Annotated in this window: 30 protein-coding genes and 1 riboswitch; of the genes, 24 read left to right on the top strand and 6 right to left on the bottom strand. The window is 63.4% G+C overall.

Going from position 1 to position 26,427, the window contains the following annotated elements; all coding sequences use genetic code 11:
- Positions 1 to 20: 20 nt before the first annotated feature.
- The 9 genes from CRO23_RS17855 (at position 21) to modC (ending at position 8,731) form a co-directional block, all read left to right on the top strand.
- Positions 21 to 2,180, top strand: a complete 2,160-nt coding sequence (locus CRO23_RS17855; protein WP_079450907.1) for a TonB-dependent receptor — start codon at positions 21 to 23, stop codon at positions 2,178 to 2,180.
- Positions 2,181 to 2,184: 4 nt separating this feature from the next.
- The gene (locus CRO23_RS17850; protein ID WP_079450908.1) at positions 2,185 to 3,180 is read left to right on the top strand and encodes an ABC transporter substrate-binding protein; all 996 of its coding nucleotides are present in this window, start codon (positions 2,185 to 2,187) and stop codon (positions 3,178 to 3,180) included.
- Position 3,181: 1 nt separating this feature from the next.
- Entirely contained in the window at positions 3,182 to 3,937 is a 756-nt protein-coding gene (locus CRO23_RS17845; protein ID WP_097102589.1) for a class I SAM-dependent methyltransferase, read from the top strand.
- Position 3,938: 1 nt separating this feature from the next.
- Positions 3,939 to 4,964 carry a FecCD family ABC transporter permease gene (locus CRO23_RS17840; protein WP_079450910.1) on the top strand — a complete coding sequence of 342 codons (1,026 nt, stop codon included), beginning with the start codon at positions 3,939 to 3,941 and terminating at the stop codon, positions 4,962 to 4,964.
- 23 nt (positions 4,965 to 4,987) lie between these two features.
- Positions 4,988 to 5,749 carry an ABC transporter ATP-binding protein gene (locus tag CRO23_RS17835; RefSeq protein WP_404948236.1) on the top strand — a complete coding sequence of 254 codons (762 nt, stop codon included), beginning with the start codon at positions 4,988 to 4,990 and terminating at the stop codon, positions 5,747 to 5,749.
- 146 nt (positions 5,750 to 5,895) lie between these two features.
- Positions 5,896 to 6,045, top strand: a complete 150-nt coding sequence (locus CRO23_RS17830; RefSeq protein ID WP_004939813.1) for an AcrZ family multidrug efflux pump-associated protein — start codon at positions 5,896 to 5,898, stop codon at positions 6,043 to 6,045.
- A 158-nt stretch (positions 6,046 to 6,203) separates the two neighbouring features.
- Entirely contained in the window at positions 6,204 to 6,977 is a 774-nt protein-coding gene (gene modA / locus CRO23_RS17825) for a molybdate ABC transporter substrate-binding protein (RefSeq protein WP_097102587.1), read from the top strand.
- A complete protein-coding gene (gene modB, locus CRO23_RS17820) occupies positions 6,974 to 7,663 on the top strand; it encodes a molybdate ABC transporter permease subunit (RefSeq protein ID WP_016928698.1) in 690 nt (229 codons plus the stop codon). The genes modA and modB overlap by 4 nt, the downstream gene beginning before the upstream one ends.
- Complete coding sequence (gene modC, locus CRO23_RS17815) at positions 7,664 to 8,731, top strand: molybdenum ABC transporter ATP-binding protein ModC (RefSeq protein ID WP_016928697.1); 1,068 nt, start codon at positions 7,664 to 7,666, stop codon at positions 8,729 to 8,731.
- Between the two features lie 31 nt (positions 8,732 to 8,762).
- On the opposite strand, the gene CRO23_RS17810 is transcribed toward modC, so the two are convergent.
- Positions 8,763 to 9,581: a pyridoxal phosphatase gene (locus CRO23_RS17810; protein ID WP_049299447.1), complete on the bottom strand. Its 819-nt coding sequence runs from the start codon at positions 9,579 to 9,581 to the stop codon at positions 8,763 to 8,765.
- A gap of 178 nt (positions 9,582 to 9,759) precedes the next feature.
- On the opposite strand from CRO23_RS17810, the gene pgl reads away from it, so the two are divergent.
- The gene (gene pgl / locus CRO23_RS17805) at positions 9,760 to 10,755 is read left to right on the top strand and encodes a 6-phosphogluconolactonase (RefSeq protein ID WP_033641051.1); all 996 of its coding nucleotides are present in this window, start codon (positions 9,760 to 9,762) and stop codon (positions 10,753 to 10,755) included.
- A 67-nt stretch (positions 10,756 to 10,822) separates the two neighbouring features.
- Here pgl and CRO23_RS17800 read toward each other — a convergent pair whose 3' ends face one another.
- Together CRO23_RS17800 and dmeF are read right to left on the bottom strand one after the other, a co-directional pair.
- Complete coding sequence (locus CRO23_RS17800; protein WP_016928694.1) at positions 10,823 to 11,305, bottom strand: kinase inhibitor; 483 nt, start codon at positions 11,303 to 11,305, stop codon at positions 10,823 to 10,825.
- A gap of 32 nt (positions 11,306 to 11,337) precedes the next feature.
- Positions 11,338 to 12,306: a CDF family Co(II)/Ni(II) efflux transporter DmeF gene (gene dmeF, locus CRO23_RS17795; protein WP_028127662.1), complete on the bottom strand. Its 969-nt coding sequence runs from the start codon at positions 12,304 to 12,306 to the stop codon at positions 11,338 to 11,340.
- 78 nt (positions 12,307 to 12,384) lie between these two features.
- Between dmeF and CRO23_RS17790 the strand changes: the two genes are divergently transcribed.
- Both CRO23_RS17790 and CRO23_RS17785 read left to right on the top strand, forming a co-directional pair.
- Positions 12,385 to 12,660 (top strand): metal/formaldehyde-sensitive transcriptional repressor, encoded by a 276-nt coding sequence (locus tag CRO23_RS17790; RefSeq protein WP_004939805.1) that lies wholly within the window; start codon positions 12,385 to 12,387, stop codon positions 12,658 to 12,660.
- A gap of 2 nt (positions 12,661 to 12,662) precedes the next feature.
- Entirely contained in the window at positions 12,663 to 13,064 is a 402-nt protein-coding gene (locus CRO23_RS17785) for a YkvA family protein (RefSeq protein WP_016928691.1), read from the top strand.
- 4 nt (positions 13,065 to 13,068) lie between these two features.
- Here CRO23_RS17785 and bioA read toward each other — a convergent pair whose 3' ends face one another.
- On the bottom strand, positions 13,069 to 14,343 hold the full coding sequence (gene bioA / locus CRO23_RS17780) for an adenosylmethionine--8-amino-7-oxononanoate transaminase (RefSeq protein WP_016928690.1): 1,275 nt from the start codon (positions 14,341 to 14,343) through the stop codon (positions 13,069 to 13,071).
- Positions 14,344 to 14,431: 88 nt separating this feature from the next.
- Between bioA and bioB the strand changes: the two genes are divergently transcribed.
- From bioB to bioD, 4 genes are read left to right on the top strand one after another with little or no spacing between them, the layout of a single operon-like run.
- Positions 14,432 to 15,469: a biotin synthase BioB gene (bioB, locus tag CRO23_RS17775; RefSeq protein ID WP_028127661.1), complete on the top strand. Its 1,038-nt coding sequence runs from the start codon at positions 14,432 to 14,434 to the stop codon at positions 15,467 to 15,469.
- Positions 15,469 to 16,620: an 8-amino-7-oxononanoate synthase gene (gene bioF / locus CRO23_RS17770; protein ID WP_079450916.1), complete on the top strand. Its 1,152-nt coding sequence runs from the start codon at positions 15,469 to 15,471 to the stop codon at positions 16,618 to 16,620. The genes bioB and bioF overlap by 1 nt, the downstream gene beginning before the upstream one ends.
- Complete coding sequence (bioC, locus tag CRO23_RS17765) at positions 16,604 to 17,371, top strand: malonyl-ACP O-methyltransferase BioC (protein WP_028128263.1); 768 nt, start codon at positions 16,604 to 16,606, stop codon at positions 17,369 to 17,371. Before bioF ends, bioC begins: the two co-directional genes overlap by 17 nt.
- On the top strand, positions 17,364 to 18,038 hold the full coding sequence (bioD, locus tag CRO23_RS17760; protein ID WP_079449553.1) for a dethiobiotin synthase: 675 nt from the start codon (positions 17,364 to 17,366) through the stop codon (positions 18,036 to 18,038). Before bioC ends, bioD begins: the two co-directional genes overlap by 8 nt.
- A 28-nt stretch (positions 18,039 to 18,066) precedes the next feature.
- Here bioD and CRO23_RS17755 read toward each other — a convergent pair whose 3' ends face one another.
- Positions 18,067 to 18,789: an ATP-binding cassette domain-containing protein gene (locus tag CRO23_RS17755; protein ID WP_016928685.1), complete on the bottom strand. Its 723-nt coding sequence runs from the start codon at positions 18,787 to 18,789 to the stop codon at positions 18,067 to 18,069.
- 369 nt (positions 18,790 to 19,158) lie between these two features.
- Between CRO23_RS17755 and CRO23_RS24950 the strand changes: the two genes are divergently transcribed.
- The 3 genes from CRO23_RS24950 to CRO23_RS17745 all read left to right on the top strand — a co-directional run bounded on the left by CRO23_RS24950 (position 19,159) and on the right by CRO23_RS17745 (position 22,276).
- On the top strand, positions 19,159 to 19,365 hold the full coding sequence (locus tag CRO23_RS24950; protein WP_126186656.1) for a hypothetical protein: 207 nt from the start codon (positions 19,159 to 19,161) through the stop codon (positions 19,363 to 19,365).
- Positions 19,366 to 19,896: 531 nt separating this feature from the next.
- Complete coding sequence (gene uvrB / locus CRO23_RS17750) at positions 19,897 to 21,909, top strand: excinuclease ABC subunit UvrB (RefSeq protein WP_097102585.1); 2,013 nt, start codon at positions 19,897 to 19,899, stop codon at positions 21,907 to 21,909.
- A gap of 100 nt (positions 21,910 to 22,009) precedes the next feature.
- The gene (locus CRO23_RS17745; RefSeq protein WP_004939783.1) at positions 22,010 to 22,276 is read left to right on the top strand and encodes a VF530 family DNA-binding protein; all 267 of its coding nucleotides are present in this window, start codon (positions 22,010 to 22,012) and stop codon (positions 22,274 to 22,276) included.
- 6 nt (positions 22,277 to 22,282) lie between these two features.
- Here CRO23_RS17745 and CRO23_RS17740 read toward each other — a convergent pair whose 3' ends face one another.
- The gene (locus CRO23_RS17740; protein WP_049203797.1) at positions 22,283 to 23,200 is read right to left on the bottom strand and encodes a gluconeogenesis factor YvcK family protein; all 918 of its coding nucleotides are present in this window, start codon (positions 23,198 to 23,200) and stop codon (positions 22,283 to 22,285) included.
- A 260-nt stretch (positions 23,201 to 23,460) separates the two neighbouring features.
- A riboswitch (molybdenum cofactor riboswitch) is annotated at positions 23,461 to 23,605 on the top strand.
- Here CRO23_RS17740 and moaA point away from each other — a divergent pair.
- The 5 genes from moaA (at position 23,592) to moaE (ending at position 26,313) form a co-directional block, all read left to right on the top strand.
- The gene (gene moaA, locus CRO23_RS17735; protein ID WP_016928681.1) at positions 23,592 to 24,578 is read left to right on the top strand and encodes a GTP 3',8-cyclase MoaA; all 987 of its coding nucleotides are present in this window, start codon (positions 23,592 to 23,594) and stop codon (positions 24,576 to 24,578) included. Its footprint overlaps the riboswitch before it by 14 nt.
- Before the next feature lie 24 nt (positions 24,579 to 24,602).
- A complete protein-coding gene (gene moaB / locus CRO23_RS17730; RefSeq protein ID WP_033633872.1) occupies positions 24,603 to 25,118 on the top strand; it encodes a molybdenum cofactor biosynthesis protein B in 516 nt (171 codons plus the stop codon).
- A gap of 3 nt (positions 25,119 to 25,121) precedes the next feature.
- Complete coding sequence (gene moaC / locus CRO23_RS17725; protein WP_004939770.1) at positions 25,122 to 25,601, top strand: cyclic pyranopterin monophosphate synthase MoaC; 480 nt, start codon at positions 25,122 to 25,124, stop codon at positions 25,599 to 25,601.
- Entirely contained in the window at positions 25,598 to 25,843 is a 246-nt protein-coding gene (gene moaD / locus CRO23_RS17720) for a molybdopterin synthase sulfur carrier subunit (RefSeq protein ID WP_004939768.1), read from the top strand. Before moaC ends, moaD begins: the two co-directional genes overlap by 4 nt.
- A gap of 2 nt (positions 25,844 to 25,845) precedes the next feature.
- A complete protein-coding gene (gene moaE / locus CRO23_RS17715; protein ID WP_033642239.1) occupies positions 25,846 to 26,313 on the top strand; it encodes a molybdopterin synthase catalytic subunit MoaE in 468 nt (155 codons plus the stop codon).
- The last annotated feature ends 114 nt before the right edge of the window (positions 26,314 to 26,427 follow it).

Raw genomic sequence — 26,427 nt, 5'->3', positions numbered from 1 at the left:
TCACCACAGGGATGCACCACATGAGTACGACACGCCGGCGTCTTGGCACGCCCAGAAAATCTTTATGCCTTGCCGCCTGGGTCGGCGGCGCACTGACGGCGCCGCTGGCTTTCGCCGCCGACTGCGATAAAGCCCGCAATGCCACGGGATGTGAAGAACATCTCACCGTGGAGGCGGCGGCCTCCGCCGGGCGTTACGATGCGTTGAACGCCCTGAGCCGCAGCGCGTCACAGCTCGGGCTGAGCGCTCGGGAGACGCCGCGCAGCGTCGATATCATCCGCGCGCGAGCGATCCAACAGCGGGGCGATCGCTCGCTGGCCGCCGCCGTCGAGCGCGCCACCGGTCTGTCCGGCGTCGCTTCGCCAACGTTGTCCAACAACTTTTCCGCGCGCGGTTTTCGGCCGATCGCCTGGCTGTATAACGGCGTAGAGATGCCCGGCAGCACGCTGCAGCTGGGCGATCCGGCGCATTACGACAGCATCGAGGTGCTGCGCGGGCCGGGGTCGGCATTGAACGGGCTGAGCGCCGCAGGCGGCAGCGTCAACCTGATCTCGCGGCGGCCGACCTTCAGCCGCCAGCCGGTTGAACTCGACTATGGCTTCGGCAGCTACCGCAGCCAGCGTCTGCATCTGGGGGCCGGCGGCGCGCTGGTGGACGATGCGGTGGCGTACCGGTTAGACGTCAGCGGCAACGACAGCGGCAGCAACGTGCAGTATGAACGCGATCGGCAGAAGCGGGTTTCCGGCTCGCTGCTGTTTAAATTGACGGACGATGCGTTGCTGACGCTGAGCCTGGACCGCATGCTCAACCGCACCAACAACCCTTACTACGGCACGCCGCTGCTGAATGGGCGCATTGCCGGCGAGCTGCGCGACATCAATTACAACAACCTGACCGACAGCCGCATCCAGAGCAACGCCACCGCGTTTCAGGCCAGTCTGGACTGGTTTATGACGCCCGAAGTGGAGTGGCATAACCAATTCTATTACTACAGCGGCTTTCGCGAATGGCGCAACGTCGAACGTTTCCGCGTCGCGGCGGCGGCTCGGCCCGGCGACGTCAACCGCGACTCTTTCGGCGCTCTGGCGCACGACGACGATCTGATCGGCAACCGCAGTTCGCTGGTGTTCGATCGCGTTATCGCCGGTTTCGATAACCGGTTGCTGGTCGGCTTCGATCTGAGCAAGCGGCATTTTCAGTACTACTCCAACGGTTTCCCCGGCTCCGAGGACGTGCCGCTCGGCGCGCCGCCCAGAGAACCGTTCGCTCAGGGCACCGCCAGTCAACGCGCGCCGGTGCGCCACGTTACTCAGAATCAGTACGCCGCTTTTCTTGAAGATCGCTTCAGCCTGACCGAGCGTTTAGCGTTGCTGGGCCAACTGCGCTACAACCATATGGACATGGACTGGCGCTTCCAGGGGCCGCAGGAAGACAGCCGCGCGCGCACCTATGTTTTCAGCACCTGGAGCCTGGGCCCCAGCTATGCGCTGACCGATAACCTCACGCTTTACGCCAACTACACCACCGGCCAGGAGCCGGGCAACGATCTGTTCTTCCTCAGCCCGACGCAGACCGATCTGCCGCTGACGCGAGCGCGCCAGTGGGAGGCCGGCGCCAAAGGGCAGTTTTGGGATCACAAGGGCGAGGCGACGCTGGCGCTGTATGAACTGCGCAAGGACAACCTGTTTGTGCCCGATGCGCAGCGGCCGGATGCGTTGAACGCGGTAGGCAGGCAGACGTCGCGCGGCATCGAGCTTGGCGTGGTGCTGCGTCCCGACGATCGTTGGGAGCTGGCCGGCAACGCCGCCTATACGCACGCCCGCTACGACGATTATCGCGGCGGCAGCCCGCTGCGCAGCTACAACGGCAATCGCCCGGCCTATATCCCGGACTGGACCGCCAACCTCAGCGTGCATTATCAGGCGACGGAACGTTTGGGGCTGGCTTCTTCGCTGCGCTATGTCGGCAGCAGTTACAACGACGACGCCAACCAGCGCAAGATGCGTGCGTACACCACGCTTGATCTGGCGGCGGATTATCAGCTGACGCCGATCGTCGATGTCGGTTTCCGCATTCGCAACGCCACCAACCAGCTGTACGCCTATCAGCGCACCTACCCGGATCAGGCGCTGATCGCGCCGCCGCGCAGCTATGAAACCTTCGTGTCGGTCAGGTTCTGACGTCGTGAAACGTTCGCTTTACCTGTTGTTGTGCGCCCTGGGATTGGGCTGGGGCGTGCCGCTGCACGCCTATGCCGTCAGCCTGCACAATTGCGGGGCAATGCGCGATTACCCGCAGCCGCCGCAGCGGGTGCTGGTCTACGCCAATCCGGCGCTGGAAAACCTGCTGGCGCTGGGGCTGGCTGGCCGTGCGATCGGCGTGGTCGGGTATGACCGCACGCGCGATCCCGCGCCGACGGCGTCGGCCGATACGCTGCGGGCGCCCGCCGGCCCGGCGCCGCCCACGGCGGAAGCGTTGCTGCTGATGCGGCCGGATTTTGTCTATTCGGCCAGCTATTACTGGCTGCACAGCCCGGAAACGCCCGATCGGGCGCGGTTGGCGGAATGGGGCATCGACACTTATCTCTCCCCCGGCGCCTGCAGCGGCCAGCAAAGCGCGATCGCCGCCGCGCTGACGTTCGAAGACATTTTCACCGAGCTGCGGGAGCTGGCGCGCATTTTTAACGCTGGCCGCGCCGGTGAAGCGCTGCTCGCGCGGCTGCGCGAGCAGCTGAAGGCGCTCGAACCGCAGCGCGCGCCATTGCCGCATCGGCGTCTGCTGTGGTGGTATGCCGGCACGCAGACGCCCTACGTGGCGGGTTGCTGCGGCGCGCCAGGTTTGCTGAGCCGCAGCGTCGGCAGCGAGAACCTGTTCGGCGATCTGCCCGAGCTGTGGCCGACGGTATCCTGGGAGATTATCGCCGCCCGCGATCCGGATGCGATCGTGCTTGGCGATCTGCCGCGCGGTGGCTTCGGGGACAGCGCGGCCGACAAGATCGCCTTTCTGGAGCATCACCCGCTGACCGCTACGCTGCGCGCCGTACGTCAGCGGCGCTACGTGATCCTCCCCGGTTACGACATGGACCCTTCCGCCCGCACCGTGGCGGCGCTGGGCCGTTTGATTCGGGGCCTGGCGGCCTTGCCGCCGCAGACTCCGACGCTTTCCAACAAGGAACCTTGATATGACTGCCGTTTCATTCTCTTCGCTGCTGGACTCCTGGGATCGCCAGCAGGCGGCTTACATCGCCGAACGCGAAGCGCGTTTTAACGCCCAGCTGGACGTGCTGGCGCTGGCCGTCGGCCAGGATTTTCACGTGCTGGATCTGGCCTGTGGCCCGGGATCGCTGAGCCTGCGTATTTTGCAGCGCTTTCCGCAGGCCAGGGTGATCGCCATCGATCTCGATCCGCTGCTGCTGGCGGTGGCGCGCGGCGCGCTGGCGGCGTACGGCGATCGGATCCGCATTCTGCAGGCCGATCTGGCGGATCCTGCCTGTTTTTCCGTGCTGTCCGGCACCACGCCGCAGGCGGCGGTGTCCAGCACGGCGCTGCACTGGCTGATGCCGGAGCAGCAGTTGGCGTTGTACCGTAACGTCGCCGGGCTGCTGGCCGCCGGCGGCGTATTCCTCAATGCCGATCATCAGCGCTATGACCACCGTCAGCCACGGCTGAAAGCGTTGGCCGAACGGCACGACGAGCAGACCCAACAACACGCCTGGGACAGCGGCGTTGAGGATTGGGATCGTTGGTTCGCCGGCGCTCTGCAATCGCCGGCCTTGGCCGCTTATCAGGCCGAGCGCGAAGCGCTGTTCGCCGGCCGGACGGTACCGCCGCCGACGCCGGTGGATTTCCAGCTCGCGGCCCTCAGACAAGCCGGTTTCAGCGAGGCGGGGACGGTATGGCAACTGTTGGACGACTATGTGATCGCAGGCTGGAAATAGCATGAGCCGGCGGTTACTGCCCGGCCGTGAGGCCGGCGGGTTGTTGCTGCTGGCGGCGGCGCTGCCGCTGGCCCTGCTGGGCGCCACCTTGTCGGGGCCCGCGCCGATCGCGTGGCACGACGCCTGGCGCATCGTGCTCGGCGTCAGCGGCGGTGCGCAGACCGATACCGAGGTGTATCAGCGCATCATCTGGTCGCTGCGGATGCCGCGCGCGCTGCTGGCGGCGCTGGCCGGCGCCGGGCTGGCGCTGGCGGGCACCGTGCTGCAGTCGCTGACCCGCAACCCGCTGGCCGATCCCTGGGTGCTGGGGATCTCCTCCGGCGCCGGCGTGGGGGCGGTGACGGTGTTGGTGTTGGGGCTGGGGGGCGGCCTATTGTCGGTGTCCGGCGGGGCGTTTATCGGCGCGCTGGCGGCGTTTGCATTGGTGATGCTGCTGGCCGGACGTTCGCTGGAGGGGGAGTCCACGCTGTTTATTCTGGCCGGGGTGGCGGTGACGCAGCTGCTCTCCGCGCTGACTTCGCTGATCACACTTTGGCAGGCGGACGCCAACACCACGCGCGGCGTGATGTTCTGGCTGCTGGGATCGTTCAGCGACGCGCGCTGGCCGCAGGTCGGGCTGTGCGGGCTGGCGCTGGCGGCGACGCTGCTGCTTTGCTGGCTGCGGGCGGGCGAACTGGACGCGCTGGCGTTTGGCGGCGTGACCGCCGCTTCGCTGGGGGTGGCGGTGGCCCCGCTGAAGCTGCTGCTGTATGTGGTGACCACCGCGCTGACGGCGGCGATCGTCGCGTTCAGCGGCGCGGTGGGGTTTATCGGGCTGACGGTGCCGCATGTCGCCCGGCGGCTGGTGGGCTCGCGGCATCGGCTGCTGTTGCCGGCCAGCGCGTTGTGCGGCGCCCTGTTCGCCGTGGCGGCGGACACGCTGGCCAGAACGCTGTTTGCGCCGCGTGAGCTGCCGGTCGGCGTGCTGACGGCGCTGCTGGGGGTGCCGATATTCCTGCTGTTGCTGTATCGAAAGGTCAATGCATGACGATTGAAAAAGCGCGATCCGGCCTGTGCGCCGAAGCGGTGAGCTGGCGAGCGGGGGCGCGCACGGTGCTGGAAAATCTCAGTTTCTGCGCCTTGCCCGGTGAGATCACCGGCGTGCTCGGCGTCAACGGCAGCGGTAAATCGACGCTGCTTAAGTTGCTGGCCGGGCTGCAGCCCGCCGCCGGCGGCCGCGTTTGGCTGGAAGGGCGCGAAATCGCCGCATTTTCCGGACGGGAACGCGCCAGACGCATCGCTTTTCTCGAGCAATCCGCCCCCGGCGCCTTCGCGCTGCCGGTGAAGGAGGCGGTATTGTTGGGGCGTCTGGCCCATGTCGGCCGCTGGCGTGGTTTTGGTTCCGAGGATCGCCGCCTCGCCGGGCAGGCGATGGAGCAAGTGGGCATCAGCCACCTGGCCGATCGCGATTGGCAGCGGCTGTCCGGCGGTGAACGGCAGCGGGTGCATCTGGCGCGCGCGCTGGCGCAGCAAACGCCGTGGCTGCTGCTGGACGAACCCGCCAATCATCTGGATATCGCCCATCAGCAGCAGTTTATGGCCTTACTGCGGCGGCTGAAACTCAGCGTGGTGGTGACGCTGCACGATCTGAATCTGGCGGCCTGTTATTGCGATCGGATCGCGCTGCTGCAGCGGGGCGGGATCGGTGCGGCAGGCGCGCCGCGGCAGGCGCTGACGCCGGAGAACATTCACGCGGTATATGGTGTGGAGGCCAAGCTGGCGGCGCCCGCCGGCTATGCGCCGCCGTTGATCTATTACCCCGCGCCGGGATGAGCGAGGCTGAAAGGGCACGTTTGGCCGATCACAATTTCGCCTCGCTGGCTAAAATAACTCCGGTTTTAGCGATTTTTTTGGGTTAGAATAACCCGATATGCGGTGAAAGGCATTTGCCGCTCAATGGGCAGTTAAGCGAGGCTATCATGTTGGAATTATTGAAAAGTCTGTTGTTCGCCGTGGTGATGGTGCCGGTGGTCATGGCGCTCATTCTCGGCCTGATCTACGGTTTTGGCGAAGTGTTCAACGTCTTCTCCAAAGTGGGCCGTTCGAAAGAAAACCGCACCCAGCACTGACCGTTCCCCATCCCGATACCCGCCGGCATCCCCCGGCGGGCATTCCTCAAGTTATCTCACGCTTTGCCGATAAACCGCATGACAAGCTTTCGCGCAACGTTATATTATTTTTTATATAACGAAGAGTGATAATGCACGTTAACTTGCGGAGAAAAACAATGAAACAGCAATGGACCAAATGGGTTGGCGGGATCGTTCTGGCATCGGGCCTGGTGGCTCAGGCTTCGGCGGCGGAAAAGATCACCGTGTTCGCCGCCGCGTCGCTGACCAACGCGCTGCAGGACATCGCCACCCAATATCAAAAAGGCAAGGACGTGCAGGTGGTTTCCTCCTTTGCGTCGTCCTCGACGCTGGCGCGCCAAATTGAGCAGGGCGCTCCGGCCGATCTGTTTATCTCCGCCGATCAGCAGTGGATGGATTACGCCATCGACAAGCAGCAGATGGTGAAAGACACCCGTTACACGCTGCTGGGCAACGAACTGGTGCTGATCGCCGCCAAGAGCGATAAACACGACAAGATTGCCATCGACAAGCAGACCGACTGGGCCAAGCTGCTCAGCGGCGGCCGCCTGGCGGTGGGCGATCCGGATCACGTGCCGGCCGGCATCTACGCCAAAGAGGCGCTGGAGCATCTGGGCGCCTGGAGCCTGCTGGAGCCGAAGCTGGCGCGCGCCAACAACGTGCGCAGCGCGATGGCGTTGGTGGAACGCGGTGAAGCGCCGCTCGGCATCGTCTACGGCTCCGATGCGGTCGCCAGCGACAAGGTGAAAGTGGTGGGCGTGTTCCCGGAAGACAGCCACAAACCGGTTGAATATCCGATGGCGATAGTGAAAGATCGTCAAACTCCGACGGTCAGCGCTTTCTATACCTATCTGAAGAGTCCGGAAGCGGCCGCTATTTTCGAACATTATGGATTCACCCCGCGTAAATGATTCTGAGCGAGTATGAGTGGCAGGCGGTTGAGCTGAGCCTGAAAGTCTCCGGTTTGGCGGTGGTCTGCAGCCTGCCGTTCGGCATTCTGATGGCCTGGGTGCTGGTGCGTTGCCGTTTTCCCGGCAAGGCGCTGCTGGATGGCGTCATTCACCTGCCGCTGGTGCTGCCGCCGGTGGTGGTCGGCTATTTGCTGCTGATCGCCATGGGGCGGCGCGGCGTCATCGGCGAGCGGCTGTACGACTGGTTTGGCTTCAGCTTCAGCTTTAGCTGGCGCGGCGCCGCGCTGGCGTCGGCGGTGGTGGCGTTTCCGCTGATGGTGCGCGCTATCCGGCTGGCGCTGGAGGCGGTGGACACTCGGCTGGAGCTGGCGGCGCGCACGCTGGGCGCCAACCCATGGCGGGTGTTTTTCACCATCACGCTGCCGCTGTCGCTGCCCGGCGTCATTGTCGGCGTGGTACTGGCCTTCGCCCGCTCGCTGGGGGAGTTCGGCGCCACCATCACCTTCGTCTCCAACATTCCCGGTGAAACCCGCACCATTCCGCTGGCGATGTATACGCTGATTGAAACGCCGGGGGCGGAGGCCGCCGCCGCGCGTCTGTGCGCGATCGCCATCGTGCTGTCGCTGGCTTCGCTGATGGTGTCCGAATGGCTGGCCCGCTGGGGCCGCAAACGGATGGGGGCGTAAATGCTGGAGCTGGACTTCTCGCAGCAGCTGGGCGACCTTAATCTCAACGTCCGCGCCGATTTGCCGGCGCAGGGCATCACCGCGATTTTCGGCCTGTCCGGCGCGGGAAAAACCTCCCTGATCAACGCCATCGGCGGCCTGACCCGTTTACAGCAGGGGCGCATCGCGCTCAATGGCCGCACGCTGGTGGATACCGCCGCGGGCCTCTGCCTGCCGCCGGAAAAGCGCCGAATCGGCTACGTGTTTCAGGATGCGCGGCTGTTCCCGCATTATCGGGTGCGCGGCAACCTGCAGTACGGCATGGCGGCCGGCATGCGCGCGCAGTTCAATACCATTGTCGAGCTGCTGGGCATCGGGCCGCTGCTTAATCGGCTGCCGTTGACGCTCTCCGGCGGTGAAAAACAGCGGGTGGCGATCGGCCGCGCGCTGCTGACGGCGCCGGAACTGCTGCTGATGGACGAACCGTTGGCCTCGCTCGATCTGCCGCGCAAACGCGAGCTGCTGCCGTATCTGGAGCGGTTGGCGCAGGACGTGAACATCCCTATCCTCTACGTCAGCCATAGCCTGGACGAGATCCTGCGGCTGGCCGAGCAGGTGATGGTGCTGGATCGCGGCGAGGTGCGCGCGTTCGGCGGGCTGGAAGCCGTCTGGGCCAGCAGCGCGCTGCGGCCGTGGCTGCAACGTGAAGATCAGAGCAGCGTGCTGCGCGTCAGCGTGATTGAGCATCATCAACGCTATGCCATGACCGCGCTGGCGCTCGGCGATCAACGGCTGTGGGTCAGCGGCATCGACGCCGAATTGGGCACCCAACTGCGCATTCGCATCAACGCCGCCGACGTCTCGCTGGTGCTGCAACCGCCGGTCAACAGCAGCATTCGCAACGTCTTGCCGGCCAAGGTCAGCGAGTGTCTGGACGTGGACGGGCAGGTGGAAGTGAAGCTGGCGGTCGGGGAACACGTGCTGTGGGCGCGGATCACGCCGTGGGCGCGCGATGAACTGGCGATCCGCCCCGGGCAGTGGCTGTACGCGCAGGTGAAGAGCGTGTCGATCAGCCGCGAGAGCCGCTAAGGCAGGCCCTCCCGGCGGGAGGGCGAAAAAACTAGAGTATGCGGGTGCGGATCACCTCGGCGATGCCCGGCTGCAGGTTATCGGCGATCACCAGATCGGCGCGTTCCTTGATCGCGTCATCGGCGTTGCCCATCGCCACGCCCAACCCGACCGCTTCCAGCATGCTGATGTCATTGTAGTTGTCGCCGAACGCCACCACCTGATCCATGCTCAGCCCCTGCGACTCCACCCATTGGCGCAGGCGTTTGCCTTTGCTGTTGCCGCCTTTGGCGATATCTACCTGATCGTGCCAGGACCATTCGCACGCCAACCCCAGCTCTTTTTCCACCGTGTCGGCAAACTCGCGCAGCGCCGGAATATCGGCGTGCGAGGTGGCGAATTTCCAGATCGCCTGCGCGTCGTCGGCCGCCTGCGTCAGGCTGCCGACCTGCAGCAGCGTCGGGCGCTGCGACGCCGGCAGGGTTTCGGCCCAGGCCAGCGAGCGAATTACATGGCCGCTCGGCTCCTGATACAGCATGGCATCGTCAACGTACATCAGCCCGTGAATGTCGGTCTGTTTGAGCATCTGCAGCACCTGCTTGGCTTGCTCCTTCGCCAAGGGATCGGCGGCCAGCACCTTTTTCTGTTGAAAATCATACAGGTAGGTGCCGTTGCAGCAGATGGCCGGGGTATCTATCTGCAGCGCCTGGTAAAACGGATGGATGGCGACGTGATGGCGGCCGGTGACCACCACCACCTGGACGCCGGCGGCGCGCGCCTGCGCCAGCGCTTCCAGCGACTGCGGTAAGATGCGTTTTTGATTGTCCAGCAGGGTGCCGTCAAGATCGAGGGCGATGACGCGGTAGCTCATAGGGTTCTCGTTATCGTTAGCCATAAAATTAATCCGATGGTACACCGGATAGCCTATGGAGAAAACCGCGTGAGCTTCCGGTGCTAAGCAGGGTTGCCATGCGACGGATGTGCGGTAAGCTAGGAGCAATCGAACGGCCTGAAACCGGTTCCTCTTTTACCCTTTGCAAGGAGAACACATGAAGCAAATCGTTTATGTCGCCAGCCCGGAGAGCCAGCAGATCCACGTCTGGCAGTTGGACGACGCCGGCGCGCTGGCGCTGCTGCAAACCGTTGACGTGCCGGGCCAGGTGCAGCCGATGACCCTTCATCCGGACAAGACCCACCTGTACGTCGGCGTGCGTCCGGCGTTCGGCATCGTTAGCTACCGCATCGAGGCGGACGGCACGCTGCAGCAGGCCGGCATGGCGCCGCTGCCGGGCAGCCCGACCCATATCTCCACCGATTTGCAGGGGCGTTACCTGTTCTCCGCCTCCTACAGCGGCAACTGCGCCAGCATCAGCCCGATCGGCCACGACGGCGTGGTGACGGCGCCGATCCAACAGATCGACGGCCTGAGCGCGCCGCACTCGGCGAACATCGATCCGACCAACCAACTGGTGCTGGTGCCGTGTCTGAAAGAAGACCGCATCCGTCTGTTCAACCTGAGCCTGGCGGGCCAGCTGACGCCGCACGCGCAGGAGGCGGTGGATATCGCCGCCGGCGCCGGCCCGCGCCATATGGCGTTCCACCATAACGACAAGTTCGCCTACTGCGTCAATGAGTTGAACGGCACGGTGGACGTGCTGGCGATTTCGGAAAACGGCGGCAAATACACCGTGACGCAAACGCTGGATATCATGCCGGACGATTTCGACGGCACCCGCTGGGCGGCGGACATTCATATCACGCCGAACGGCCGTTTCCTCTACACCAGCGATCGCACCGCCAGCATTCTGACCCTCTTCAGCGTCTCCGAAGACGGCGGCACGTTGAGCGTGGTCGGCTATTATCCGACCGAAACGCAGCCGCGCGGTTTCAATATCGATCACAGCGGCCGCTTCGTGATTTCGTCCGGCCAGAAGTCCGATCATATCGCGGTGCATGAAATTGATCAGGCCAGCGGTAAGTTGACCACGCTGGCGCGTTATCCGGTGGGCAAAGGCCCGATGTGGGTCAGCGTGCTGGCGAAGTAATTCGTCGGTCAGAGGAGTATGGAAAAAGCGCGGTTCGGTTGAGCCGCGCTTTTTTATGGGCGGGGGATCAGTTGAACATCACCGTCAGCGTGGCGCTGCCGAGGCTGTGGAAATGCACGTTAAAGCCCACCAGTGCGCCGCTGGACCCTTCATCCACCTCAATGCTTTCCACGTCCAGCGCGTGCACGGTGAACTGATAGCGGTGGCTTTCGCCATTCGGCGGCGCGGCGCCGCCGTAACCGGCCGAACCGAAGTCGGTACGGGTTTGCAGCGCGGCGCTCGGCAGCGGCGCTTTGCCGGAGCCTGCGCCCTGCGGCAGCTCACGCACGTCGGCCGGAATATTGGCCACCACCCAGTGCCACCAGCCGGAGCCGGTTGGGGCGTCGGGATCGTACAGGGTGACGACGAAGCTCTTGGTGCCCTCGGGCACGCCGTCCCAGGCCAGGTGCGGCGACAGGTTATCGCCGTGGTAGCCCATGCCGTTGAAGACCTGCGTCTGCGGCATTGTGCCGCCGTCCTGCAGATCGTTGCTGTACAAACGAAAAGCCATAATGACTCCCAGTTATCGATAAACGCGGACCCCTAAGCTAGATCTTTTCGGTGGAACAATACAACCCCTTGCGCCAACGGCGGACGGTTGATCTCGACGGTGACATGCACCAGTTCGGGATGCGCGGCCAACAGTTGGCGCACCCGATCGGCGGTGAGGGCGCGATCGGCGCTGCTCAGGGCGATGACGCAATGATATTTTCCTTTACCGATGCGGCCTACGTGCAAATCGGTCAGCGTGAGTGGGTGGCCGGAAATGGCCAGGGTCTGACGAATCTCTTGCGCCACGGGGGCGTCCATTTCGGCATCCAGCAAAATCTTCCCGCTATCGCGCATCAGGCTATAGGCCCAGGCGGCCACCATCATCGCGCCGACGATGCCCATCAACGGATCGAGCCAAGCGGCGCCCCAAAGCTTGCCGCCAAACAGCGCGACGAGGGCCAACACCGAGGTGGCGGCGTCGGCGATGACGTGGATATAGGCGGAGCGCAGGTTGAGGTCATGATGAGGGTCATCGTGGTTATCCCCGTGGTGGTGATGGTGGCCGCCGCCGCGCAACAGCCAGGCGCAAAGCAGATTGACGGCCAGCCCGATCGTACCGATGGCGATGGCTTCGTTGTAATGAATCGGGCTGGGATTCAGCAGCCGCTGCGCTGACTGGAACAGCATCAGCGCCGCCACCAGCACCAACAACACCGCGCTGGTGTAACCGGCCAGCACTTCTATTTTCCAGGTGCCGAGGCTGAAACGGCGATCCTTGGCCAACCGGCGTGCGGCGCCGTAAGCCAGCAGCGACAAGCCCAGAGCCAGCGCATGCGAGCTCATGTGCCAGCCGTCGGCCAGCAATGCCATCGAGTTAAACAGCCAACCGCCGGCGATCTCGATGACCATCATACTGGCGGTGAGTATCACCGCCCATCTGGTGTTTCTTTCGGCCAATGGGTTACCATCGTCAAAAACGTGGCTGTGCTCGCGGTGTAAAGCGGGCGCGTGAGACGTCATGGTGAAGTTCCTCAGCAAAAGGCAGTGTGCAGGAATATACTATACCCCAGTATAGTAAATAACAATCGGGCGGAAATAATGAGCCATACCCTCAGAGATCAAAAGAAGCTATTGGCGCGGGTGCGCCGCATTAAAGGGCAGGCCGAAGCGCTGGAGCGCGCGCTGGAGAGCGGTGGCGAATGTTCTGCTGTTCTGCAGCAGATCGCGGCGGTGCGCGGCGCGGTCAACGGTTTAATGGCGCAGGTGCTGGAAGGGCATGTGCGCGAACATCTGGCTGCCGCGGACGCTACGCCGCAGCAGCGCGAGCAGGACATCGAGCAATTGATGACCGTTTTACGTTCTTATATGAAGTAATCATGATTTCACTGAAAAAACGCACGCCGTGGTTCGGCTGGTTGCGCCGTTGGGCCAAAGGCATCAAACGCGATATCTACGCGCTGTGGCTGGCCGCCCGTGATAAGCGCACCCCGTGGTACGCCAAGCTGATCGCGCTGCTGGTGGCCGGCTATGCGATCTCGCCAATCGATTTGATCCCGGATTTCATTCCGGTGCTGGGCTATCTGGACGATGTGATCATCGTGCCGTTGGGCATCATGCTGGCGGTGCGCCTGATCCCCAAACCGCTGATGGCCGAGCTGCGCGAGAAGGCGCAAAAGCGCGTCGATAACCCCACCGGCCGCATGGCGGCGGTGATGATCATTTTACTCTGGCTACTGTGTCTGGGATTGCTGGCCCGCTATCTGGACCAGCATTGGTAAGGCATTAACGCGCGGCGGCGGCCACGGCGGCGGTCAGGCGGCTGAGCTGTTCCGCTTCGATGATGTAAGGCGGCATCAGGTAAATCAGTTTGCCGAATGGCCGGATCCACACCCCGCGCTCGACGAACCCGCGCTGCAGCTCGGCGACATTCACCGGTTCGCGCATCTCCACCACCCCAATAGCCCCCAGCACCCGCACGTCCGCCACCTTCGGCAGCGCCGCCAACGGCAGCAGTTCCCGCTTCAACTGGGCTTCGATGGCGCTCACCTGCGCCTGCCAGCGATTTTCCGCCAGCAGCGCCAGGCTGGCGTCCGCCACCGCACAGGCTAGCGGGTTGCCCATAAAGGTCGGCCCGTGCATAAAGCAGCCGGCCGCGCCGTTGCTGATGGTTTCCGCTACATGGCGGGTGGTCAGGGTAGCGGACAGTGTCATGTAGCCGCCGGTCAGCGCCTTGCCCAGGCAGAGAATGTCCGGCACCACCTGCGCGTGTTCGCAGGCGAACAGCTTGCCGGTGCGGCCGAAGCCGGTGGCGATCTCGTCGGCGATCAGCAGCACCTGATGGCGATCGCACAGCTCGCGCACCCGCTTGAGGTAGGTTGGGTGGTAGATGCGCATGCCGCCGGCGCCTTGCACCACCGGTTCCAGGATCACCGCCGCCACTTCACCGGCGTGCTGCTCCAGCAGCGCGGCGAACGGCGCAATGTCCTCTTCGCGCCATTCCTCATCGAAGCGGCACTGCGGCGCGGTGGCGAACAGGTGCGGCGCCAGATAGCCCTGATAGAGGCTGTGCATCGAGTTGTCCGGATCGCAGACCGACATCGCGCCGAAGGTATCGCCGTGATAGCCGTGGCGCAGCGTCAGGATGCGCTGCCGGCGCTCGCCGCGCGCCTGCCAATACTGCAGCGCCATCTTCAGCGACACTTCCACCGCCACCGAACCGGAATCCGCCAGGAACACGCACTGCAGCGCTTCCGGCGTCATCGCCACCAGCCGACGGCACAGCGAGATGGCGGCCGGATGGGTGATGCCGCCGAACATCACGTGCGACATCTTCTCCAGTTGCTGACTGGCGGCCTGATTCAGACTCGGATGGTTGTACCCGTGGATCGCCGCCCACCAGGAGGACATGCCGTCCACCAGACGCCGGCCATCCGCCAGCTGCAGCTCGACGCCGCTGGCCGACTCGATCGGGTAACAGGGCAACGGGCGGCTCATGGAGGTGTAGGGGTGCCAGATATGGCGTTGGTCAAACGCCAGGTCGGAAGCGGTGACAGACATACTTGTAAACCAAGTTGAATTAAGATTGGTTGACAGTATATCCACAATATTTAAACTGGCGACACTTTTTCGTTTTGGAGACGCCATGATGGCCGATCGCATTCACTGGACAGTAGGGCAAGCCCAGGCCCTGTTTGATAAACCGCTGCTTGAACTGCTGTTCGAAGCGCAAACCGTACACCGCCGGCACTTCGACCCGCGTCAGGTGCAGGTCAGCACGCTGCTGTCGATCAAAACCGGCGCTTGCCCGGAAGACTGTAAATACTGCCCGCAGAGCTCACGCTACAAGACCGGCCTGGAGTCGGAGCGACTGATGCAGGTCGAGCAGGTGCTGGAATCGGCGCGCAAAGCCAAAGCGAACGGCTCGACCCGTTTTTGCATGGGCGCGGCCTGGAAGAACCCGCACGAGCGCGATATGCCTTATTTGCAGCAGATGGTGCAGGGCGTGAAAGCGATGGGCATGGAAACCTGCATGACGCTGGGCACGCTGGACGGCACTCAGGCCGAGCGGCTGGCGGAAGCCGGATTGGATTACTACAACCATAACCTCGACACCTCGCCGGAGTTCTACGGCAACATCATCACCACCCGCAGCTACCAGGAGCGTCTGGATACGCTCGACAAGGTGCGCGACGCCGGCATCAAAGTGTGCTCCGGCGGCATCGTCGGGCTGGGTGAAACGGTGCGCGACCGCGCCGGGCTGCTGGTGCAGCTGGCCAACCTGCCGAAACCGCCGGAGAGCGTGCCGATCAACATGCTGGTGAAGGTGAAAGGCACGCCGCTGGCGGATAACGACGACGTCGATCCGTTTGACTTCATCCGCACCATCGCGGTGGCGCGCATCATGATGCCATCCTCTTATGTCCGCCTTTCCGCCGGCCGTGAACAGATGAACGAACAGACGCAGGCGATGTGCTTCATGGCCGGCGCCAACTCCATCTTCTACGGTTGCAAGCTGCTGACCACGCCGAATCCGGAAGAAGATAAGGATCTGCAGCTGTTCCGCAAGCTGGGATTGAACCCGCAGCAGACCGCCACCGAACACGGCGACAACCAGCAACAGCAGGTGCTGGCCAAGCAACTGCTGAACGCCGATACCGCCGAGTTTTACAACGCGGCGCCGTGATGAGCTGGCCACAACGCATCGAGCAGGCGCTGGCGGAGCGGCGTCTGAACGCCGCCTACCGCCGGCGACAGGCCACCGAGGGCGGCAACGGCCGCCAGATCCGGCTCGGCGATCGTCTCTATCTGAACTTCTCGGGCAACGACTACCTGGGGCTGAGCCAGGATGCGCGGGTGATCGCCGCCTGGCAGCAGGGCGCGCAGCGTTACGGCGTCGGCAGCGGCGGTTCGGGCCACGTCACCGGCTTTAGCGTGGCGCATCAGGCGCTGGAAGAGCAACTGGCGGCGTGGCTCGGCTATCCGCGCGCGCTGCTGTTCATCTCCGGTTACGCCGCCAACCAGGCGGTGCTGGCGGCGTTGATGCAGAAGGGCGATCGCATTTTGGCCGATCGCCTCAGCCACGCTTCGCTGCTGGAGGCGGCGGCGCAGTCGCCGGCCGAGCTGCGCCGGTTCCAGCACAATCAGCCGCAGGCTTTGGCGGATTTGCTGGCCAAACCCTGCGACGGGCAGCGGCTGGCGGTGACCGAAGGGGTGTTCAGCATGGACGGCGACGGCGCGCCATTGGCGGAACTGTACCGCTTAACCCGCGCGGCGGGCGCCTGGCTGATGGTGGACGATGCCCACGGCGTCGGCGTGCGCGGCGAGCAAGGCCGCGGCAGCTGCTGGCAGCAGGGCGTGCGCCCTGAACTGCTGGTGGCGACCTTCGGCAAGGCGTTCGGCGTCAGCGGCGCGGCGGTGCTGTGCGATGAGGCGACCGCCGAGTATCTGCTGCAGTTCGCCCGCCATCTGATTTACAGCACCGCGATGCCGCCGGCGCAGGCCTGCGCGCTGCAGGCGGCGCTGGCCTGCATTCAAGAGGGCGATGAACTGCGCGCCCGGCTGCAGGACAATATTCGCCGTTTCCGCCAGGGCGCGGCGCCGTTGGCGCTGACCCTGACGGACTCCGACACCGCCATCCAGCCGCTGCTGGTGGGTGACAATCAACGCGCGCTCGATCTGGCGACCCGCCTGCGCGAGCGGAGGCTGTGGGTGAGCGCCATCCGTCCGCCGACGGTGCCGCCGGGCGGCGCGCGGCTGCGCATTACCCTGACGGCGGCGCACCAGCCGCAGGACATCGATCGCCTGCTGGAGGTATTGCATGACGTCAGCCAATGACAGGGTGAACAAACAGGCGGTCGCCTCGGCCTTCAGCCGCGCGGCCGGCAGCTACGACGCCGCCGCCGCGCTGCAGCGTGACGTTGGCGAGCGCTTACTGGGGATGGGGAGTTCCCACCCGGGCGAACGGCTGCTGGACGCCGGCTGCGGCACCGGCTATTTCAGCCGTATGTGGCGTGAGCGCGGCAAGCAGGTGACCGCGCTCGATCTGGCGCCGGGGATGTTGGCGTTCGCCCGTCAGCAACAGGCGGCGCACCATTATCTGCTGGGCGATATCGAACAGGTGCCACTGCCCGACGCGGCGATGGACATCTGTTTCAGCAGCCTGGTCGTGCAGTGGTGCAGCGATCTGCCCGCCGCGCTGGCGGAGCTGTATCGCGTGACCCGTCCCGGCGGCGTGATTCTGTTTTCCACGCTGGCGGCGGGCTCGCTGCAGGAATTGGGGGACGCCTGGCAACAGGTGGACGGCGAACGTCACGTGAACGCCTTTTTGCCGTTGACGCAGATCCGCGCCGCCTGCGCTGCCTATCGACACGAGCTGGTGACGGAATTACGCACCCTGAACTACCCGGACGTGATGACGCTGATGCGTTCGCTCAAGGGTATCGGGGCGACGCATTTGCATCAGGGGCGCGAGGGCGGCCTGATGTCGCGCGGCCGTCTCGCCGCGTTGCAGGCGGCTTACCCGTGCCGGCAGGGGCAGTTCCCGCTCAGCTATCATCTGGCTTATGGAGTGATTTATCGTGATTAAACGTTGGTTCGTGACCGGCACCGACACCGAAGTGGGGAAAACCGTCGCCAGCAGCGCCTTGCTGCAGGCCGCCAACCGGGCGGGCTACCGCAGCGCCGGCTATAAGCCGGTGGCCTCCGGCAGCGAGATGACCGCCGAGGGGCTGCGCAACGGCGACGCGCTGGCGCTGCAGGCCAACAGCGGCGTGGCGCTGGATTACGACGAAGTGAACCCTTACGTTTTTGCCGAACCGACCTCGCCGCATATCGTCAGCGCCGATGAAGGCCGGCCGATCGACGCGGCGCGGCTGTCCGACGGCCTGCGCCGGCTGGCGCAGCGCGCCGACTGGGTGCTGGTCGAGGGCGCCGGCGGGTGGTTTACTCCGCTGTCGGCGGAGTACACCTTCGCCGACTGGGTACGTCAGGAGCAACTGCCGGTGATCCTGGTGGTGGGCATCAAACTGGGGTGCATCAACCACGCGGTGCTGACGGCGCAGGCGGTGCAACAGGCGGGGCTGACGCTGGCCGGTTGGATCGCCAACGACGTGACGCCGCCGGGGCGGCGGCATCAGGAATACCTGGCCACGCTGCGCCGCATGCTGCCGGCGCCGCTGCTGGGCGAAATCCCGCACCTGCCGCAGGCCGAACGGGCGCGGTTGGGGCAGTATCTGGACATCAGCCTGCTATAAACAAACGCCCCATGAGGGGGATTCCCCCTCATCTTCCTTCCTGTCCCGCCAGCCCGGCGCCGATCAGCGCCTCATCCAGCTGCGCCAGCGCGCCGTGCGCCACGGTGCGCCCGCTATCCAACAGGCAAAAGCGGTCCGCCACCCGGCGCACGAACGGCAACTGATGCTCTACCAGCAAAATGGTCATGCCCAACTCATAGTTGAGCCTGCGGATCACGTTGCCGATGTCGGCGGCGATCGAGGGAGGCACGCCTGCCGTGGGTTCGTCGAGGATCAGCAGCGCCGGCTCCTGCGCCAGCGCACGACCGATCGCCAACTGGCGCTGGGCGCCTTCGCACAGATCGCCGGCGCGGCGGGTACGCATCTGGCGCAAATTGGGAAACAGGCTGTAGATCAGCGGCGGAATGCGGCGAGGGGCGCCGCGCACGGCCATCTGCGCCACCTGCAGATTCTCTTCCACGCTCAGCTGCGAGAAGAGTTGCCGCCCTTGCGGGACGTGGCTGATGCCCAGTGCCGCGCGGCGCTCCATCGGTTGCAGCAGCAGGTTTTGCGGCGGTTGATCCGCCGGCTGCCAGGTCATGCTGCCGCTCACCACCGGCAAATGCCCCATGATGCAGTTGACCAGCGTGGTCTTGCCCACGCCGTTGCGCCCGAGCAGCACGGTGCACTGGCCGCGCGGCAGCTCCAGGTTGATGTCCCACAGGGTGTGGTTTTGACCGTAGAATTGATTGACCGATCTCAGACTCAGCATTTGGCATTCTCCTCATAGACGCTCGTTTCACTCGTTGGTGGGGGACAGCAAAGGCCGCATGCGCGGCGAATTTCCCGAGTGTGGCAATGTCTGGAACAAGATGCCGTCCGTCCAATGAGCCAGAGCAAGGTCTGCGGTGGACGGAATGACAGTCAATATGTCGTTAAAAACGACGCTTGTGACGACTTGGTGTCGTTCTTGCGCTTTTACAGGCGATAGCACCGCGAGGGGGACACGCTGCGGCTGGCAGCGCATCACGCTGTCGAACCGCATTTATACGCAGGAAGATAAAGCAACTCTCAGGCCAGTTTTACCGCCGGGTGAAAACGGGGATTGTTATCGCCTTGTTAACCGCTGGTCAGGCCTGACGTGCGCTGCCGTGACAGCCTGAAAATACGCGGGGAAGTTAACCCGGACGTTTTTTGCACTCTTGTGGTGCTCTTCGGTGAGGGCATGGTGCAAGGCATTGCGCCGCCGTCAAGCGCGATCCGCGAGAAAGGGGCCGATGCGATTTTGGCAATGGGGATTTTTAGTATTAATCGGCATAAACAAAGCGATATTTTTATGAAAAAATAACTAAAAAAGCCATTTTGGCGAGTGTAAAGGGCGAAAAGCTTTCTTTCTGTAACTCCCGCCCCGGGCGGGGCGGTGAGAGTTATCCACTATTCCTGTGGATAACCTTGTGCATTAGATTTAGAAAAACGCTGTAAAGCGAGAGCGGACGCGGGTTCTGTTCGCTTTGCCCGCATTCTCGTCTTTTTATTAAATGTCTTATATATCAATAGATTAATTAAAATCAAGACGCAGGGGTATTGATCAGGCCTCTATGTATGATTTTTCGACGCGGTGCTATCAATAAGTTAATTCGCGGCAAGTTCTGGGGATAAATCTGTTATTGACAATAAAAATGTCACCCCGCTGTAACGTCACGGTGCAACGGCATTGCCGCAGTGCCGGGCGCGGCGACGAATCCGCTTGAAGCTGGTTTTATATCCAGTATCATGGGCACTGGCGCAAATCGCCGACACTTTCCATAATTAGGGGCCATGTCCGGCGCAGAGCCGGCTGGCCGCCTGAGCGCGCGCATCTCCACAGGGTAGCCGAGCAATGAGTAAACTTTTCAAACTGCATTCCGAGTTCAAACCGGCCGGCGATCAGCCGGAAGCCATCCGCAAGCTGGAAGAAGGGCTGGAAGACGGCCTGGCGCACCAGACGCTGCTGGGGGTCACCGGTTCGGGCAAGACGTTCACCATCGCCAACGTGATAGCCGATCTGAATCGGCCGACCATGGTGCTGGCGCCGAACAAGACGCTGGCGGCGCAGCTGTACGGCGAGATGAAAGCGTTTTTCCCGGAGAATGCGGTGGAATACTTCGTCTCCTACTACGACTACTACCAGCCGGAAGCCTACGTGCCCAGCTCCGACACCTTCATTGAAAAAGACGCTTCGGTGAACGAGCACATCGAGCAGATGCGTCTTTCCGCCACCAAGGCGTTGCTGGAGCGGCGCGACGTGGTGGTGGTGGCGTCGGTATCGGCGATCTACGGCCTGGGCGATCCGGATCTTTACCTGAAGATGATGCTGCACCTGACCCAGGGAATGATCATCGATCAGCGCTCCATTTTGCGCCGCCTGGCGGAGCTGCAGTATTCCCGCAACGATCAGGCTTTCCAGCGCGCCACCTTCCGCGTGCGCGGCGAGGTGATCGACATCTTCCCGGCGGAATCGGACGAGCTGGCGCTGCGCGTCGAGCTGTTCGACGAAGAAGTGGAACGGCTGTCGCTGTTCGATCCGCTGACCGGGCAGATTGAGCAGGTGGTGCCGCGTTTTACCATTTACCCGAAGTCGCACTACGTGACGCCGCGCGAGCGGATCATGCAGGCGATGGAAGAGATCAAGGTCGATCTGGCGGACCGCCGCAAGGTGCTGTTGGCCAACAACAAGCTGCTGGAAGAGCAACGCCTGACGCAGCGCACCCAGTTCGATCTGGAGATGATGAACGAGCTGGGCTACTGCTCGGGCATCGAAAACTACTCGCGCTACCTTTCCGGGCGTGCCGAGGGCGAGCCGCCGCCGACGCTGTTCGACTACCTGCCGGCGGACGGCCTGCTGGTGGTCGACGAATCCCACGTCACCATTCCGCAGATCGGCGCGATGTTCAAAGGCGACCGCGCGCGCAAGGAAACGCTGGTGGAGTACGGCTTCCGTCTGCCGTCGGCGCTGGACAACCGCCCGCTGCGCTTCGAGGAGTTCGAGGCGCTGGCGCCGCAGACCATCTATGTTTCCGCCACGCCGGGCAAATATGAGCTGGAGAAATCCGGCGGCGATCTGATCGATCAGGTGGTGAGGCCAACCGGGTTGCTGGATCCGATCGTGGAAGTGCGCCCGGTCGCCACTCAGGTGGACGATCTGCTCTCCGAGATCCGCAAGCGCGCGGCGATCAACGAGCGCGTGCTGGTGACCACCCTGACCAAACGCATGGCGGAAGACCTGACCGAATACCTGGAAGAGCATGGCGAGCGCGTGCGCTACCTGCATTCGGACATCGATACCGTGGAGCGGGTCGAAATCATCCGTGACCTGCGTCTGGGCGAGTTTGACGTGCTGGTGGGCATCAACCTGCTGCGTGAGGGCCTAGACATGCCTGAGGTGTCGCTGGTGGCGATTCTGGACGCCGACAAGGAAGGCTTCCTGCGTTCTGAGCGTTCGCTGATCCAGACCATCGGCCGTGCGGCGCGTAACCTGAACGGCAAGGCGATCCTGTATGGCGATCGCATTACCGATTCGATGGCCAAGGCGATCGGTGAAACCGAGCGGCGCCGCGCCAAGCAGCAGGCCTATAACGAAGCCAACGGCATCGTGCCGCAGGGGCTGAACAAGAAGATCGGCGATATTCTGCAGATCGGCCAGCCGGTCAACCGCGCCAAGACTAAAGGCAAGGGCAAGGCGGCGGACGGTGGCGCTCAACTGCAGAACCTTACGCCGAAAGCGCTGGATCAGAAAATCCGCGATCTGGAAGCGCAGATGTACACCCATGCGCAAAACCTGGAGTTCGAGCAGGCGGCTGCGCTGCGCGACGAAATCCACCAGCTGCGCGAGCAGTTCATCGCGATTTCCTGACCGTTGGACGGCGCCCGCGCTGTGGGCGTCAAAATTCCTTGTCGGCCGCGTCAAAGCTGTTATGGTGTGCGGCCCGATTTGACCACGAAGAGTACCGAACATGAGTCAACACCAGTCTAAAGACCCGCTGCACGGCGTGACGCTGGAGCAACTGCTGAATAAACTGGTGGATCACTACGGTTGGTCCGAACTGGGCGCGCGCATTCGCATCAACTGTTTCCGCAGCGATCCGAGCATCAAGTCCAGTCTGAAGTTTTTGCGTCGCACGCCCTGGGCGCGCAAAGAGGTGGAAGACCTGTATATCGATATGGTCAGCCATCCCGCCCCGGCCAGCGATAACCCCTGGCTGCGCGGGCGCGACGGCTAAATTCGGTCAGCGGCGGGCGGCCAGCCCCACCAGCGCGTGATCCAGCGCCTGGCGCAGCAGTTGGCGATCGTGGCGGTAGGGGATGTCGCTCGCTTCCAGCGGCTGTTGAATCACCACCCGATCCTGCACTTCACTGGCGTCCACCGCCGGGCCGACGATCAGCGCATCGATCATCCGGCGGCCGATCTTCTCTTCCATCAGCGTCAGCTTATCCTTTAACGACAGCGCCGCGGCGGCCACGCTCAGCTCGCGGCCGAGGTTGCCGATATAGATCATGCTGGCGCTGCTGCGGCGCAGCGCCTGGGTGAGATCGTCCAGCAGCAGCAGCGGCATCAGGCTGGTGAGAAAGCTGCCCGGCCCGATCAGGATCACGTCGGCTTGCGCGATGGCGTCCAGCGCTTCGCGCGTGGCGTTGACCGGGGGCGACAGCATCAGCTCCTGCGGCATGTGGGCCAATTGATCGACATTCACTTCACCGTAAACGTGATTGCCTTCGTGATCGTGCGCCATCAAATCCACCGGCTGCTCCGACATCGGGATCAGCGCCGCATCCACCTTCAGCAAGCTGCGCACCAGATTGATCGCTTCCAGCGGGCGCACGCTCAGGTGATCCAGCGCTTTCAGCATCAGGTTGCCCAGGTTATGGCCGGCCAGCTCACCGTTGCCGCTGAAACGGTATTCGAACATCGCCGAGGCGACGCTCGGTTCGGTGATCAGCTGGTTGAGACAGTTGCGGGTATCGCCCCAGGCAATGCCGCCTTCCGAACGGCGGATGCGGCCGGTGGAACCGCCGTTGTCGGTGGTGGTGACGATGCCGGTCAGGCGGGAGCCTAAGGACGACAGGGCCGACATCACACGGCCCAGGCCGTGTCCGCCGCCCAACGCCACCACGCGGTCGAGATCGGCCAGGGTACGATTACGCATAAATTTCCTTACAAAGGGGCTGAACTGCCCGCATAAGGTAGCGGATCCGGCATAAAAACGCGATAAAGAGTGTCATTTGCGTGATTCTGGTCAATTCGTCCACGCAAGCGATATTTATCATGGTTTACCCGAATAGACGGCGTCTAAAAACGCTGTATAGACAATTATATAGCGAATTAACGCGTTGGCTATCGTTGCCGATTAGCGCTAGAATTCTGCTGAAAACCACGGTTTCATTCCGGCTACTCAAGGTAGCGGGAAGAGAAATCAAACTCCTAGCCCCTGCGCCTACGTTGTTCATCCGGAACGATATGGCGCCTGGGCCGTGGCGAAGTCAGCCACCAGGGTGCAGAGGGGAAACGCTCGCATCTCCCGACTTTGGAAAGGTGTTATGGTACCGCAACTCATTGATGCTTATGAGCGCAAGTTCTATTACCTGCGTTTGTCGATCACCGACGTGTGCAACTTTCGTTGCACCTATTGTCTGCCCGACGGCTACAAGCCGAGCGGCAGCCCGAAAAGCTTCCTGTCGCTGGATGAAATCCGCCGCGTCAGCCGCGCGTTCGCCGAACTGGGCACCGAAAAGGTGCGCCTGACCGGCGGCGAACCTTCGCTGCGCCGTGATTTTACCGAGATCATCGCCGCCGTGCGGGAAAACCCGGCCATCCGTACCCTGGCGGTCACCACCAACGGCTACCGTCTGGCGCGCGATGTCGCCGCCTGGCGTGACGCCGGCCTGACGGCGATCAACGTCAGCATCGACAGCCTAGATCCCCGCCAGTTTCACGCCATCACCGGCCAGGACAAGTTCCGCCAGGTGATGGACGGCATCGACGCCGCCTTCAGCGCCGGTTTCAGCAAGGTCAAGGTCAACGCCGTGCTGATGCGCGACGTCAATCACCAGCAACTCGGCGCGTTTCTCGCCTGGATCAAGGATCGGCCGATCCAGCTGCGCTTTATCGAACTGATGGAAACCGGCGAGGGCGGCGAGCTGTTTCGCAAACACCACGTTTCCGGCGAAGTGATTCGCCTGCAGCTGGAGCAGCAGGGTTGGCAGCGCCAGGCGCGCGGCCGCAGCGACGGCCCGGCGCAGGTGTTCAGCCACCCGGACTACCAGGGTGAGGTGGGTCTTATCATGCCGTATGAAAAAGACTTCTGCGCCAGCTGCAACCGGCTGCGCGTTTCTTCCATCGGCAATCTGCACCTGTGCCTGTTCGGCGAGCAGGGGGTGCCCCTGCGCGATCTGCTGGCGGACGACGGCCAGCTCGACGCGCTGAAGGCGCGCATTCAGAGCGGGCTGCTGAGCAAGAAGCAGACCCATTTCCTGCATCAGGGCAACAGCGGGATCACCCAGAACCTGTCGTTTATCGGCGGCTGACAGCCAATAGGAGCTTATTGAACCATGAGCCATGCGAGCAGCGAGTTTATTCCGGCGCATATCGCCATCCTGACCGTGTCCGACAGCCGCGGCGAGGCGGAAGACACCTCCGGCCAATATCTGCAGGACGCGGCGCGGGAAGCCGGCCATCAGGTGGTGGATCGCGCCATCGTCAAAGATGACATTTACCAGATCCGCGCGCGGGTTTCCGCGTGGATTGCCGATGACAACGTGCAGGCGGTGCTGATCACCGGCGGCACCGGATTTACCGCGCGCGACAACACGCCGGAAGCGCTGTTGCCGCTGTTCGACAGAGAGGTGGAAGGGTTCGGCGAACTGTTCCGCATGGTGTCGTACGAAGAGATCGGCACCGCGACGATCCAGTCGCGCGCGCTGGCCGGCCTGGCCAACCGCACGGTGATTTTCGCCATGCCGGGTTCCACCCGCGCCTGCCGCACCGCCTGGGAGCGGATTATCGAAGAGCAGTTGGACGCGCGCCATCGCCCGTGCAACTTCCAACCCCATTTGAAGAAGCCCTGAGTCATGACACAGCTAACCCACATTAACGCCGCCGGCGAAGCCCATATGGTCGACGTTTCCGCCAAGGCCGAAACGGTGCGCGAGGCGCGCGCCGAAGCCTTCGTCGAGATGCTGCCCGCCACGTTGGCGATGATCGTCGACGGCAGCCATCACAAGGGCGACGTGTTCGCCACGGCGCGCATCGCCGGCATTCAGGCGGCCAAACGCACCTGGGAGCTGATCCCGCTGTGCCACCCGCTGATGTTGAGCAAAGTCGAAGTGCAGCTGGAGGCGCAAACGGAGCACAGCCGGGTGCGCATCGAAACCTGCTGCCGGCTGACCGGCAAAACCGGCGTCGAGATGGAGGCGCTGACCGCCGCCTCGGTGGCGGCATTGACCATCTATGACATGTGCAAAGCGGTACAGAAAGATATGGTGATCGGCCCGGTACGCCTGCTGGCGAAAAGCGGCGGCAAATCCGGCGATTTTAAGGTGAACGCATGATCGATATTCTTTTCTTCGCGCAGGTGCGCGAACTGGTGGGCACCGGCGCGCTGTCGATGCCGGCGGATTACCCGACCGTCGAGGCGCTGCGCCAGGCGTTGTGCGCGCGCGGCGATCGCTGGGCGCTGGCGCTGGAGTCCGGCAAGCTGTTGGCGGCGGTCAATCAGTCGCTGGTGGCGGCGGATCACCCGCTGCGCGCCGGTGATGAAGTGGCCTTCTTCCCGCCGGTTACCGGGGGGTAAGCATGGAAAACACCCGCATTCGCGTGGGCGAAGCGCCGTTCAACGTCGGCGACGAGTATCAGTGGCTGGCGCAGTGCGACGCCGACGGCGCGGTGGTGACCTTCACCGGCAAGGTGCGCAACCATAACCTCGGGGACGACGTCAGCGCGCTGACGCTGGAACACTACCCCGGCATGACCGAGAAGGCGCTGGCGGAGATCGTGGCCGAGGCGCGCAGCCGTTGGCCGTTGCAGCGCGTGACGGTGATCCACCGCGTCGGCGCGCTGTATCCCGGCGACGAGATCGTGTTCGTCGGCGTGACCGGTGCGCACCGCGGCATGGCGTTCGCCGCCAGCGAGTTCATCATGGACTACCTGAAGACCCGGGCGCCGTTCTGGAAGCGCGAAGCGACCGGCCAGGGCGATCGTTGGGTGGACGCTCGCGACAGCGATCGTCAGGCCGCGCAGCGCTGGCACGACGCGGCTAAATAACGCGTCAACAGCGGAAACAAATCAAGACCTTTGCCGCTTTCGCGCGGCCTATTCTGTGGTACGCTTATAGCAGGCGAAGCCCCGTTCGCGGGGCTTCGGAATCTTGTTTACAAC

Source organism: Serratia sp. JKS296, assembly GCF_900215445.1.
GTDB lineage: Bacteria > Pseudomonadota > Gammaproteobacteria > Enterobacterales > Enterobacteriaceae > Serratia > Serratia marcescens.
The sequence above is the reverse complement of the archived record's forward strand: the minus strand, read 5'-3'. Positions and strand labels throughout refer to the sequence as shown.